This is a genomic window from Pedobacter sp. MR2016-24 (assembly GCF_026239655.1).
In the GTDB taxonomy this organism is placed as follows: Bacteria; Bacteroidota; Bacteroidia; order Sphingobacteriales; family Sphingobacteriaceae; genus Pedobacter.
Genome location: NZ_JAPIVO010000009.1, coordinates 398,851 through 413,041, shown reverse-complemented (window position 1 = coordinate 413,041; position 14,191 = coordinate 398,851). Strand labels below are relative to the sequence as shown.

The window sequence follows — 14,191 nt, the reverse complement described above, 5'->3', positions numbered from 1 at the left end:
TCGTATCGTTTTTTAGATTTAAATTCAGGCCGGCCTGATCAGTGAATACACCACTGCATCAAGAAATTTGCCATCATAAAAAGTATTTTCTTTGTAATGTGCTTCCTTCACGAAATGGTGCTTCAGGAGCACCTGTTCGGAAGCTTTGTTATCAGGATCTATGACTGCCTCCAGTGAGTGAAAGCCAAGAATGTTAAAAGCATAATTGATCAGCACGCCGACAGCCTCATGCATAATACCCATCCCATGATAAGCAGGATGAAGTATATAACCAATCTCCGTTCTGAAATTTTCGGGCTGCATGCGGATCAGGCAGATCATTCCAATCAGTTTGTTATCCTCCTTCATGGTAATCGCCCAATTGATTGATGTATTATCAGCAACCCCTTTATTCACCATTGTGATATGATCCATGGCATCTGTCTTGTTTTTTGCAAGAGGCCTTGGAATATACTTCATGATCTCAGGATCAGACCTGAGTAAAAAGACCTCATACACATCGTCAGCGGTAATCCGCCGAAGACGCAACCGGTCTGACAATAAATTAGGAAAAGGGTTGAAGTTAATGTTTAGCATAAGTGACAGTTTCTGATCCTTTACCCATAATAACTATCGAAGTAAGGTTTACAAAAAGTCCATGTGCCAAAACACCATCAATCTGATTTAAACTCCCGGATAAAAATGCGGCATTTTCGATCAGTCCGAAATCAGTGTCTACAATATAATTGTGATTATCTGAGATAAAAGGAACATTACCTTTCATTCTAACGGTACCCACACCATTCAGCTTGCTCAATTCCTGCAAAACGTAATTAAGCGCTAAAGGCACCACTTCTACCGGCACTCTGAACGCGCCTAGTTTTTCTACTTTCTTTGCAGCATCGGCGATGATGATTTCTTTTTTAGTGAGAGAAGCAACAATTTTCTCGCGGAATAAAGCACCGCCACCACCTTTAATCAGGTTAAGCTGCTCATCAAATTCATCCGCGCCATCGATAGTCACATCAATCGTATTCACCTCATTCATATCCAGCAATTCTATACCCAATGAGGTAGCGAGTGCAGCAGTATGTTCTGAGGTAGGCACGCCTTTGATTTTAAGGCCATTTCTGACCAGTTCTGCTATTTCCACAATGGCGAAGTAAGCAGTAGAACCTGTACCTAATCCTACGATATCATTATTTTTAATAAACTTCACCGCTTCACGGGCTGCAACCTGCTTTTCGAGGTCTTTTGTTTCAGTCGACTGAATATCCAAAATGCTATAAAATTTAATTGTAATCAACGGGAATTACGCGCTGATAAAATTAAGAAAAATATTGAGGATGTATGAAATCCTGCCGGCCATTTGAATAAAAATTGGATGTATCACTCCTTCTTATTCACGTGATCGTTATAAAAATCCTTCTTAGAATCTCTGTAGGCAGCAATTGGCCCTAATTTGTGCATCAGGAAGATATAATAATAAGCAATATCAATCTGGTGAGGAAGAAATCCTGTTCTTGCACTTTTTGGAAAGAGATGGTGGTTATTATGCCACTCGCCCGCTACAAAACCTGGCCATAACTGATTAATGGACATGTCATTCCGGTTAAAATCTGTATGATCCCTTCTCATATCCTTGCCTTTACCATGACCTTCGTAGTTAAAAGTCCTTACGCCGACTGCCCAGATCCCTGCAGCGCCAAATAAGGTGCATGCCAATCCATGACCGCCTATCAAATAAAAAGCAGCATACCAGAATCCCCAGTTGAGTACTGTCGCCAGTACGGTTCTTCCCGGATTGGCGATAGAACCCCATTTCTGATATTGTGCATAGGTATTTGGCGTAATACCCGTATGTTTCATTAAACGTGTAGCCCGGTAATAATCTTTTTCACTCAGATCTTTTGCGATAGGCTGATGATTTACGTCCGCAAGGAAACAATACAGGAAGCCTCCTGAAGCATTATAGGGATCTCCCGGCATGTCTGATTTTGCATGGTGCACGTGATGTGATACCACGTAAATCTCTTCAGGGATCATTGAAATCGTCAGGTTCTGTGTAAAAAACTTCCAGAATCTATTCTTAAACTGATAAGCATTATGCGTACAAAACCTGTGGTGCCAGATGGTACCATGGGTTCCCATTACAATCATGCTGTAAATAAAGGCAGCACCCAGTAAAGGCCAGCTAAAGTAGTAGAAAATGAACATAGCTAACAAAGGGATAGTCAGTAACACTTTAAACCAGCTGAATGCAGGTAACCAGTTTTTTCTTGTTTTGAAGATATTCAGACGGGAGAAGAATTCTTTCCAGATTTGAGCAGCAGTAGGTTTAGATAGTTCGCCTTTTTGATCGGCCCACCCGTAAGCAGGGGGATCTAAAACGGTGTCTAAAAATGTCATAGGAATGCAATTATATATATTCTGTGAATGTACGCTTATTTATATTAATCCTATATTATATTCTTTGATTTTTTAACAGCGCTGGCAGTCCGGGTGACGGCTATCCGTTTGACTTATGTCAATTTCTGCAACAATCCAAACAAAAGCCGGGTAATAGCACTTCTGTAGACGTAATTGAATGACTTACAAATCAAATTTTTACAGATGGAAACAACAAAACAAACGCTGACCTACAAAATCGGAGGACAGCTGGACATCAACAGAATTGGATACGGTGCGATGCAATTAACCGGATTTGGCGTCTTCGGAGAAGTGTCGGACCGTGAAAATGCGAAAAAGGTATTGCAACAGGCAGTAATGTCTGGTGTTAACTTTATCGATACGGCAGAAGCATACGGCCCTGAACTGAACGAGTCGCTCATTGCTGAGGCTTTATATCCTTATACAAATGATCTGGTGATAGCCACAAAAGGTGGATTCGATCGCCCAGGCCCCAATAAATGGGAACCCAATGGTGATCCTGAGTATATCCGTCAGAATATAGAGGGCAGTTTAAAGCGTCTGAAGGTAGAAACAATTGATTTATGGCAGCTGCATAGGTTTGATCCAAAGATACCTGTTGAAGAAACACTGGCACCCGTGCTGGAAGCGGTGAAAGCAGGCAAGATCAAATATGTCGGTTTATCGGAAGTGAATATCGCACAGATTGAGCAGGCAGAAAAAGTAGTGCCGATAGTATCTGTGCAGAATCTGTACAATCTGGGAAACAAACAATGGGATGAGATTGTGGACTATACCGCAAAAAGAGAAATGGCATTTATTCCCTGGTTTCCGCTTGCGTCAGGACCTGATAAATTAGCCGAAAAAATCAATAAAATAGCTGCTAAATATGAAGCAACCACTGCACAGATTGCATTGACATGGTTGTTAAAAAGATCACCAAACATTTTGCTGATCCCAGGCACAAAATCTGTTGAACATTTACAGGAAAACCTGGCTGCGGCAAATATTGAACTTACTGAAGAAGAGTTCAGTGAATTATCTAAATAATAATATTGCATTAAAGCGCCCGATCAGAAAATCGGGCGCTTTAATTATAGCCTTGTGATCAGCGCTACAGGTTTTATAATGCTGTTGGATAAACAACCACCCTTAAAGCACCACTGATATCTTAACGTTTCAATTTAAAGGTCTGCGGTTTTCCAGCCCTTAGCTCAACGTTGACTACTGAAGTACCTGAATTCAATTTCAGCGACTGAGCAACAGGAGACCTGAGTATGATCACTGCTTCCTGATCGTTCCACTCCAGCTGATCGACCGTCACTTGTCCCCTTAATAAAAGTCCTTCTATTCTGCCTTTGCTCCAGCTTTCGGGTAATGCAGGCAGCACATGGATTTCATCTCTTTCTGCATAACATAACATTTGCGTAACCAGGTAAGGCAAACCACCGCTGATATCGGTGTTAAACATGCTTTTAACATTGTGATAAGAACCCATGCCCTTTGACCAGTACGTAGCAGCAAGCCAGTTAAGTAGCTGGCCGGCCTTTCCTGCATCACCTAAATGTGCTGCAGCAGCACCTAACTGTACCAGTCCGAAAGCCATTTCGCCCCCTCCTTCTGCTTTCCGGAAATCCATTTTCTTATCCAGCAGAACGCCTGCAGCTTTTACTAAAGCGGTATCTTGCTGAAAATCAGGACTCACGCCATCATACAGATCGTATAATTGTGACGCATGCCTGTGACTGTAGTTATCTTCCAGACCGGGCCAGATCCATTCTCTCAACGCACCTTCTTTATTGATTTCATAAGCGGGCATTTTAGACAGCATGTTTTGCCACAACTTAACTTTTTCAGTATCTGTATGAAGCGTTTTGGCTGCAGCTATACAATTATTCAGCAATTGTTTCGCTATCATCACATCCATCGTTGCATTGATTGTCGCCTGCGCTTCTATCCCCTTTGGATTATTTTCGGGAGAATATGAGGGGTTAAAAAGAAGTTTACCATCTGCTCCGGTTTTAAGGAAATCTTCATAAAACAAGGCGGCTTCTTTCATAAAAGGATAGGCATGCTCCTGTAAAAATTTCCTGTCTCCGGTATACAAATAGTAATCATTGAAAAAGTTAGCGGTCCACCCTGCACCGCCTGTCCAATAGGTCAGGCACCAGGTAGCACCGAAATCAGTTTCAACTCCCCTGGTCGTAATTTGCACAGGAATATGGATTCCCCTTGTTCCATAGAGTTGTTTAGCTTCCTGGCGATAATCCCCCATCTGCTTTTCATGGTAATCGAAATACCCCTTCATCAGTTCAGGCATGTTGCCCGGCATCAGGATCGAAATAGCGGTGGGTAAATTGCCGTCTACTGTAAAACCGGAACTCCATGGGGCTGTCCAGGTGCCCGACCATAAGCCCTGCAGGTTGGGTGGGAGGCTGCCGGTTGCGCTGAGTATATTGTATCTGCCTGCATCAAAAGTGCGTTCGATGAGCGCCTTGCTATTTTGGTGGTTACCCAACTGGATCAATGCCTCACTGCTGAGGTTTCTTTCTTCGGCACTCCCTTCCAGGTCAAGCTTAACTTTACTGAACAAGGCTCCATGAACAGCAGTATGAGACTGAATTAATGCCTTGTAATTTTTCCCTGATGCAACTGTTAAGTCTGATTTTAATCCGGGCAACAGATCGCTGATATTGGCATAGGCAGGTTTTATTTTGATCAGTAATGTAATTTCATCGGCATCTTTGATGAGCAGGCGACCGTTTTGTAACTGGTGACTCCCACCTTTTTGCACTAGTTTCCCCAAGCCAGCATAACCTGTTAATCCTTTGGGATATTTATGGTTAAACTCACTGCTGAAGCTCAGGTAATCTTCTTCTGCTCCCGCTTTCATTTCTTTGATTCCATCCTTCACAAATGCCCATTGGTCATACGCCACAGGTCTTTGTGCAAAATTGATCGCACAATTGATTTTTTTTGTCCCTTTGATGGAAACGACCACTACACTATCTGTTCTTGATGCAAATACTTTACGCTGGTAGGTACCTTCGTCATCCTGCCAGTCTACAATTGCTTCGCCCGTTTCAAAATTAACCGATCGCTGGTATTTGATCACATTTTTAGGATTCTGCTCAATTTTTAAATCAAAAGCAGGAATAAACGGGTCTCTGATGTCGTTAAATCCCTGTTCCTTACGCATGGTTGCTGTCAGCGTTCCTGCTTCAGCATACTTACCCGCGAGCAGCATCTTTTTGATGGCGGCTAGCTGACTCTTTTGCTCATACACCTTTCCTGATCTTTTTTGCGGAAGATAGAGGGCAGCATGACTCAGGATGATCGTTTCCTCATATGGCTGTCCTGTTACCATTGCCCCCATAGTTCCGTTTCCGGTCAGTAACGACTGCTCCCAGTTTTCCGCAGGTTGCCAGCTGGTAAACCCTCGCTCAGGTTGTAAAAACTGACCTGTTTGTCCGTAGCTTAAGATTGTTCCTATTATAAAAGGAAGAAGGCAAAATATTCTTTTCTTCATATCCACGCTTATTTAAGGTTGGGAGACTCCAGGTCTATTGTTATACTTTCGCGTCCCAATCCTTCACTGGTAGCGATCAGTTTGATTGTCGAGGCAGTTTTACCAGCTTTCACGATGGCCAGGGCCAGTCCGTTAAAAGCTTTATGCTGCTTACCTTTGAAGGATTCATGACTAATCGGGCTGCCATTATCAACACCTTCCAGCGTTGCATCTCCTTCGATTTTAAAATGAATCAGCTGATCTGCATCGGGTACCAGATTTCCTTCCTTGTCCAATACTTTCACCGTAATAAACGACAGATCTTTACCGTCTGCGCTGATCTTGCTGCGATCTGCTACCAGCATTAATTTAGCCGCTTTACCAGCTGTATGGATCACCTGCTCCAATACAGTCGCTCCATTTTTTCGCGATACCGCTTTAATTTCTCCAGCCTCGTATTTCACTCTCCAGGTCACTTTCATGTCCCGGCCCTGTTTCGTCTTTTTACCTAATGATTTACCGCTCAGGTACAGCTCAACCTCATCTGCCTGACTATAATAAGCCCAAACATCAACCGTCTGACCGGCCTTCCAGTTCCAATGCGGAAAAATATGCAGCACTGGTTTGTTCGTCCATACACTCTGGTAGAGGTAATACACATCCTTCGGGAAACCTGCGATATCAATTATGCCGAAGTAGGAACTTCTGGCCGGCCATACATAAGGTGTAGGCTCGCCGAGGTAATCGAATCCCGTCCATACGAACATACCCGAAACTACAGGATCGTTTTCAAATGCTTTTAGCGTTTGCTCATGTGAAGAACCCCAGGGCGCATAACAATTATCATATGCAGAGCAGCTGAAATCTGCGTTACCTGTCAGTAAGGGTTTATCCCAGGCAGTAGGCCAGATTCTGGCACTGTCGGACGGCATATCATAATGTCCGCGGGTCTGTAAGGCAGAAGTAGTTTCTGTAGCGATCAATTTTTTACCCGGGTAGGTTTTATGAAAATCTTTCCATTTGTCGTGGTTGTAATTGTAACCGATGATGTCGGTTGCGCCCGACTGTATCAGGTTATTGTATAGGGCAACATCATTGTTAGCTGTAGTGATAGGTCTGGTCATATCCAGCTTCCTGACGATGCCGGCCAGCGCTCTCGCAATTACGCGGCCTGCAGTATCAGCGCCTGTACCCCACTGCTCCTGAATTTCATTTCCAATACTCCAGATAAAAACCGAAGCATGGTTTCTGTCGCGCAAAATCTGATCTTCCAGATCTTTTTTATGCCATTTCGCCCAGTCCAGATGATAGTCGAAGTCATTCTTCTTTTTTGCCCACAGATCGAAAGCCTCATCCATTACGATAAAGCCCATTTTATCACATAAGTCCAGCAGTGCCGAAGCAGGAGGATTATGTGATGTCCTGATACCGTTACAGCCCATTACTTTCAGCATTTCCAGCTGTCTTTCCGCAGCACGGACATTAAATGCAGCACCTAAGGCACCAAGGTCATGGTGATTGCAAACGCCCCGGATCTTCAGTTCTTTACCATTCAGTACAAAACCTTTGTCAGCATCGAAACTGAAGCTGCGGATCCCCAAAGAACTGGTACACTGATCTACGACTATACCTTTAACCAATAGCTGCGTTTGAACAGTATATAGGTAAGGATTGACATCAGACCAGAGGTTTGGCTGTTTTACATTAATTTCATCGTTCAGAGTGGCATTTAGATTCAGTGCAATTATCTTCGAAGAACTGCCTGCAAGTTTTTTATCCTGATCAAATAGCTGTGTTTTTACCGTAACCTGCTGGGTGGTTTTTACAGAAGAGCTTAATTTGATCTGCACCTTAACCTGTGCCTGTTCTGCCGTTACAACCGGAGTAGTTACAAAAGTGCCCCACTGGTCTACATGCGTCTTGTTTAAAGTAATCAGTTTTACATCTCTGTAAATTCCCGAACCACTGTACCATCGCGAATTGGGCTGTTTCGAGTTATCCACTTTAACAGCAATGGTGTTTTTTCCGCCGTAAACCAGGTAGGGCGACAATTCATAACGGAAGGCAATGTAACCGTTAGGGCGTTTACCCAGGAAATGCCCGTTGATCCATACTTCACTGTTGCGGTAAACGCCATCAAAATCAATCGCGATGTATTTTCCTTTAGCTGTTGCGGGAATGGTGAACGTTTTACGGTACCAGCCTGTTCCACCGGGTAATGCTCCACCCCCTACTGTTGCAGGATGGTCTTTACTGAATTTGCCTTCAATACTCCAGTCGTGCGGCAAATTCAAACTACGCCAGTTTTTATCTGCATACACTTTAGCAGAGGCGCCAGTCTGATTACCTAATATAAATCTCCAGTCCGCGTTAAAATCCGAAATGACCCTGGGATTCTGCTGTGCAAACAATGAGCCCGTTACACAGGAAACGAGAAGTACTAGCTTAAAAATTGGAAATATCTTCAAGGGAATAAGTTTAAGTATATAAGTTTTTAAAAAAGCCCGAATAGCAAAAAATGCTTTCAGGCTTTTCAACGATTTAATGACCGTTATTATTAAAAGAGAACGCCAGGAAATAACTAATTATCAGCGAAACTCTTTGAAATGAAGTTGTAAACAATCATTGCGGGGCCCTCGCCATCTACATCTTTGTCCCTAATTACGCCTAACTGCATAAAGTTCTCATTTAAGGTCAGGATTTTATAAGTAGTCCAGTTACTGATTCCGGTAATCCCATTTTTGGCCGGTTTATAACCACGCAGGATATTGCCATTGTTGATGGTTAATATTTTAGCACCTGTGTTGATCGTATAACTTCCGTTTTGTATTACACCATTTTCCATCAATTTAACTGCATTAAACGAAGCGGTATTTTTCAAACCGAAAGTCATCACACCATAGTCACCCTTAGTCATCATACCTCCATAAATGGTTGCAAGGTCCGGCCCCCATGTCCAGCAGTCGCCACCATAACAACCAGTTGAAAAAGCACCAGAAGACCATGGTCCACCTTCAGCAAGCCAGCCATTTGTAGTGCCATAAAATGCCATAGGACCATTAAAATTCTTAGCGTTAACATCAAGCACCCATTGTTTTTCGTTCCCTACGCCGCCAGAAATATCAAGCCATAACGGATCATTCACATAGGCCAGGTTATCTTTAGTTACTTTCACGATGACAGAGTCTAACTGAACAATTGATCCTCCTGTGGATACGGAAAATTTGATCTTATAATCACCCACAAAAGGAAATCTTACTGTATCAGTCATTCTGTTGGAAGTACCCGTGCTATAATCCCACATCGGCAAAGTAGCAGGCGTGAGGTTTTTCAAGATCACGGTATTACCACCTGGATCAGCAGTGAGATCCTGTGTTACTGAATATTTAATTTCAGATTTATCCAGCACAGTACCCAGACTATGCTCATCTTTTTTACATGCGATGAAGAGCGTAGGCAGCATCAGCATCACGATTAGTTTTTTATATGAATTCATTTCTCAAAGATTAAATCAATAATGATTACCAGCCGGCGTTTTGTTTTAATGTACCGTTGGACAAAGTAATTTGTGTATAAGGAATCTGCTGTAAGCCCTGCGTGGTCGTGATATTACCTGCAGAGATTGTTTTAGTTACAGAAGCTCCTCCATTCAATAAACTTACGCTTTCTGCGATAGTTTGTGCCGCTTTTGGAACACCCTGACGTAATAAGTCATAATACCTGATTCCTTCCAATGCAAACTCTAATCTGCGTTCCTGGAACAAGTTGTCTGTAGTTAAGGCTAAAGGTGTAAAAGCTGTCAGATATGCACGCTGTCTTACTCTATCAAAATAAGTCTGTGCATTAGGGCTGCCTAATTCTGCTGCCATTAATAATACATCAGCATAGCGGATAACCACATAATCCTGAAACTGTGCAATCTGGAAGTTAGGATTTCCGTAGGTATCAGGTAAAGGTTTTCCATCTGCACCTAACATAGGACTGTATTTTTTACCATAATAGCCTGTGTATTCACGCTGACCTTTTTGATTTGTGAAGGGAATGTTCTCACCTGCAATAGAGATGATAGATGCACTTCTACGTGTATCCGTGGAGGCATAGGCATTCCATAATTTCGGGTTTACCGTTTGTCCGCCCCAGCCATTACCGTACGGTGCGAAAGAAAATTCTCTCATTCCGGTCATGACCATCCAGTAATTCCCGTCCCTGTTACCATTGTAATCGCTGGTATAGGTATATTTAATTGCAAAAATGGTTTCTTTATTGTCTTCACCTACATAAGTGGCTGGTGAAGCAGCAGGCCATAGATTTGCAAAATTTTCCACCAAACCATAACCACCATTGGTGATAACATCTTCCAGATAAGCAAGTGCTTGTGCTCTTGTCACTACGCCAGCTAAATCTGTCTTTGCATAATAACCGGTATAAAAAAGATAAACCCTGCCTAATAAGGCTTCAGCAGCATATTTAGTGGCGCGACCATGTTCTGCAACTGGTTGTGCCGTATAAGATGTAGCCAGCATATTTTCGGAAGCAAATTTCAGGTCTTCCGCAATTTGTTTGTAAACGGCCTCCGGACTTGATTGTGGAATATTTTCACTTGTTGGTACAGTTATCAGAGGAATATTACCCCAGAGTCTGACCATATCAAATAACAGGTAGGCGCGAATATAACGTGCTTCAGATTCGTAAGTTTTGCGTAGTTGTGCATCAGTACCCCACTGAATCTGATCCATCTTGGCAATTAACGTATTGCAGCGAAATAAAGCCTTATAATATAATACCCAGTTTCCTCCGAAAAGATCCTGGTCAGCAGGAGAACGTGATTTATCAAATTCATCTAACATCTGGTAGCCAAATCCATCTGAATTTCCAGTACCCCCAAAGGCGTTATCAGACATTACTTCGGCAGCAACAGGTAGAGAAACACCTTCAGTCCACACAATTTGCATCCCGTCATAGCAACCTACCAATGCAGTGTATGCATCTTTTGGTGTTTTATAGAAGTTCTCTTCAGTTACCGTAGTGATAGGCTCCACATCAAGGAAACCTTTTTTGCATGCTCCAAGTGATAAAAAGAGTGCTGCAATTGTAAATATTTTTATAGCTTTCATAATTTCTAAAATCAGGTAGATTAAAACTTAAAGTTTGCACCGAACATAAATGTTCTCGGTCTTGGATAATAACCTACGTCGATACCCGATGCATAGGCATCCTGAACAATGCTTTCTCCATTCGAATTGGTAGAAGGAATACCTCCGTACGCAATCTCCGGATCCATACCATTATACTTTGTGAAAGTATAAACATTCAATGCTGCAGCATATAATCTCACTTGTTTCAAATAACTTTTCTTGAATATTTTGCCCAAATCATATCCTACAGTGATATTGCTGATTCTCAGAAAATCTCCTTTTTGAATATAAAGATCTGAGAAGGTAGCATAACTAACAGGTGTTTCAGTTACACGTGGTACAGTGTTTGAAGTACCTTCACCATGCCATCTGTCCAAAACGGCTGTTGTATAATTTGAAAACTGACTGGTTTGATTTCTGTATGACTGTACGATATCATTTCCGGCCACACCTGAAGCTACAACAGAAAAGTCGAAACCTTTATAGTCACCAGAAAGCGTAATCCCAAACGTATAGTCTGGATTAGGATTACCAACCATCGTACGGTCATTATTGTCAATTACACCATCACCATTGATGTCTGTAAATCTCGCATCTCCAGGCAGTGCTGTAGGCTGGATTACCTTTCCCGCAGCCGATCTGTAATTCTGCACTTCTGCTTCATTCTGGAAGATGCCAGCCGATTTAAGTCCCCAGAAGTATCCGATAGGAAATCCGCTCTGTGCTCTGTAGAATTCTAGTGAATTATCATACAATACACCTGTTCCGCCGTGAATAGTCTGATCAGCAGTAGGGATATTAACTACCTTATTTTTATTGTAAGCTCCATTTACACCCACAGAATAATTGAAGTCGCCAATGTTACTACGGTAGGTAACTGCAAGCTCAACACCTTTATTTTCCACATTACCACCATTGATAAAAGGGGCATCAGCACCTGCTGTTGCCAGGATAGGTGCAGATAGCAACCAGTCTTTAGTTGTTTTATTGTACCAGTCAAAGTTGATCGTCAGTTTGCTTTTTAGCAAATTAGCGTCAAATCCGATATTGGCCTGTTCTGAAGTTTCCCATTTGATATTTGGATTGCTGATCCTGCTTTGGTAAGCACCTGGAATCAGTGTACCTTCTTTATCGCCAAATGTATAGTTAGTATAAGCTAAATTAACAGGTGCCAGATATTGGAAAGCCGGAATATTCTGGTTTCCTACCTGTCCCCAGCTAGCACGAACTTTTAAGAAATCCAGCCAACCTTTTTGGCCTTCAAGGAATTTCTCATTAGTAGCTACCCAGCCTGCTGAAATTGAAGGAAAATATCCCCAACGATTTGCAGACGAGAATCTGGATGAACCATCAGCTCTGAAAGTAGCATTGATCAGATATTTCTCTTTATAATTGTAGTTGATCCTACCAAAATATGACATCCTTCGATCAGATGGAATTGGTCGCCCCCCAATGTTAATTCCTGTACCATCTTTGTTCGTTGCATTGCTTAACCATGCGTGATCAAGATCCTCAAATACCAGGTTTGTATTTGTTCCAAAGATTGATGATCCATCTGCCTGGTAAGCTGAGCTACCTGCCAACACCTCGAAAGTATGATCATTTTTTACTTTGAACTGGTAGCTTAAGAGATTGTCAAATATAAATGATTTGCCTTTATCCATCGACTGTGTAGCTTTTGTTGTAGAGGTAAAGGCATAGGTAGATAATTGATAAAGAGGCGTAAATGAACGACTATCAGCATTATTGTAATCCATACCAAGACTTGTACGGAATTTTAATCCTTTAATTGGTTCTACTACCATATAAATATCACCCAACAGACGCTGACTAGTCCTTTTATTTTGATTTGTAAGCACCATTAAGGCATATGGGTTAGCTTCACCAGGAAACCAGGTTGATCCTGAATTATCAAAGAAATTGCCATTTGCATCATATACGGGTACAAAGGGACTGGTATTAAAAGCTCCTCTAAGCGAATTGTTATAGATGTTCCCAACCCCTATTCCGTTAGACTTAAGATCACTGTAAGTCAGATGCTGACCTATCTTGATAATATCTTTGTAGAAGTTATGTTCAGTATTGATCCTGAAATTATAACGGTCATAATTAGATAAACTTTTACCGCCGACTACACCGGCCTGACCAGTATAAGACAAACCTAGCGAGTAAACCGATGCTTCTGATGCACCTGAAGCACCGAATGCATAATTTTGTGTTAAAGCATTGTCCGTGAACATCTGATCTATCCAGTTGGTTCCCTCTCCCATCGCTGCAATCTGCCCGTTGGTAAAAATAGGCTGTTTACCCCCATTGATAGCTGCTTCATTCATAATAGAAGCATATTGCTGAGAATTTAACATATCTATTTTTTTACCGACATTCTGCACTCCGGCGTAAGCATCAAAAGTGATTTGACCTGACTGACCTCTTTTACCTGTCCTGGTAGTTACCAGAATTACACCATTTGCAGCCTGTGAACCGTAGATCGCTGCAGATGCCGCATCTTTTAGAATATCTATTGATTCAATATCAGCAGAGTTTAAATAAGTAATATCGCCTGTAAGCACACCATCAACAACGTATAATGGCCCGGAATTACCTACGGTACCTAATCCCCTAATTGTTACTTTTAGCGCTTCTCCAGGCTGACCTGAAGTAGAGGTAATCTGTACACCCGGACTCTGACCTTGTAAGCCCTGCAATGCATTTGTTGTACTTTGTTTTTGCAGTGTCTCTCCCTTAACCTGTACTGTAGCACCAGTCACCAGCTTTTTCTGCTGCACACCGTATCCTACTACTACCACTTCATCCAGGTTCTGGTTATCATCTGCCAATACTACATTTACCGTATTGCCCGTAGAAACCGGTACTTCTTTCGTTTTGTAACCGATCGAACTGATTACAAGTATATCACCTGTCTGTGCGCTGATTACAAAAGCACCGTCATTATTGGTACCTGTGCCTCCGCTTTTTCCTTTAATTTTTACCACTGCACCGGGCAATGGTCCGTCTGCTGAAGTTACTTTTCCACTGATCTGGCGCTGCTGTGCAAATAGTGCCTCACTGAAACTCAGCAGTGTAAGAAACAGCAGCAAAAAGGCGCTGTTCCTGTTTATATTCAAATGCTTTTTCATGCCGTTCATAAGGATTTAGTAAA

9 protein-coding genes are annotated in these 14,191 nt (G+C 42.2%); 1 reads left to right on the top strand and 8 read right to left on the bottom strand.

The genetic code is table 11. From position 1 onward, the window contains the following. Nucleotides 1–24 precede the first annotated feature (24 nt). The 3 genes from OQX62_RS24455 to OQX62_RS24445 all read right to left on the bottom strand — a co-directional run bounded on the left by OQX62_RS24455 (nucleotide 25) and on the right by OQX62_RS24445 (nucleotide 2,388). On the bottom strand, nucleotides 25–576 hold the full coding sequence (locus OQX62_RS24455; RefSeq protein WP_265834298.1) for a GNAT family N-acetyltransferase: 552 nt from the start codon (nucleotides 574–576) through the stop codon (nucleotides 25–27). Further along, a complete protein-coding gene (gene rpiA, locus OQX62_RS24450) occupies nucleotides 563–1,258 on the bottom strand; it encodes a ribose-5-phosphate isomerase RpiA (protein WP_265834297.1) in 696 nt (231 codons plus the stop codon). The genes OQX62_RS24455 and rpiA overlap by 14 nt, the downstream gene beginning before the upstream one ends. A 110-nt stretch (nucleotides 1,259–1,368) precedes the next feature. Continuing rightward, entirely contained in the window at nucleotides 1,369–2,388 is a 1,020-nt protein-coding gene (locus OQX62_RS24445; protein WP_265834296.1) for a fatty acid desaturase, read from the bottom strand. Nucleotides 2,389–2,592: 204 nt separating this feature from the next. Between OQX62_RS24445 and OQX62_RS24440 the strand changes: the two genes are divergently transcribed. Continuing rightward, nucleotides 2,593–3,438, top strand: coding sequence for an aldo/keto reductase (locus OQX62_RS24440; protein WP_265834295.1), 846 nt, complete (start codon nucleotides 2,593–2,595; stop codon nucleotides 3,436–3,438). A 121-nt stretch (nucleotides 3,439–3,559) separates the two neighbouring features. Here the strand turns inward: OQX62_RS24440 and OQX62_RS24435 are convergent, their stop codons facing one another. The 5 genes from OQX62_RS24435 to OQX62_RS24415 all read right to left on the bottom strand — a co-directional run bounded on the left by OQX62_RS24435 (nucleotide 3,560) and on the right by OQX62_RS24415 (nucleotide 14,168). Beyond that, nucleotides 3,560–5,917: a glycosyl hydrolase family 95 catalytic domain-containing protein gene (locus OQX62_RS24435; RefSeq protein WP_265834294.1), complete on the bottom strand. Its 2,358-nt coding sequence runs from the start codon at nucleotides 5,915–5,917 to the stop codon at nucleotides 3,560–3,562. An 8-nt stretch (nucleotides 5,918–5,925) separates the two neighbouring features. Further along, complete coding sequence (gene galB / locus OQX62_RS24430; protein WP_265834293.1) at nucleotides 5,926–8,364, bottom strand: beta-galactosidase GalB; 2,439 nt, start codon at nucleotides 8,362–8,364, stop codon at nucleotides 5,926–5,928. Nucleotides 8,365–8,477: 113 nt separating this feature from the next. Continuing rightward, nucleotides 8,478–9,392 (bottom strand): hypothetical protein, encoded by a 915-nt coding sequence (locus OQX62_RS24425; protein WP_265834292.1) that lies wholly within the window; start codon nucleotides 9,390–9,392, stop codon nucleotides 8,478–8,480. A 25-nt stretch (nucleotides 9,393–9,417) separates the two neighbouring features. After that, the gene (locus OQX62_RS24420) at nucleotides 9,418–11,010 is read right to left on the bottom strand and encodes a RagB/SusD family nutrient uptake outer membrane protein (RefSeq protein WP_265834291.1); all 1,593 of its coding nucleotides are present in this window, start codon (nucleotides 11,008–11,010) and stop codon (nucleotides 9,418–9,420) included. A 20-nt stretch (nucleotides 11,011–11,030) separates the two neighbouring features. Beyond that, nucleotides 11,031–14,168, bottom strand: coding sequence for a SusC/RagA family TonB-linked outer membrane protein (locus OQX62_RS24415; protein ID WP_265834290.1), 3,138 nt, complete (start codon nucleotides 14,166–14,168; stop codon nucleotides 11,031–11,033). Nucleotides 14,169–14,191: the final 23 nt, after the last annotated feature.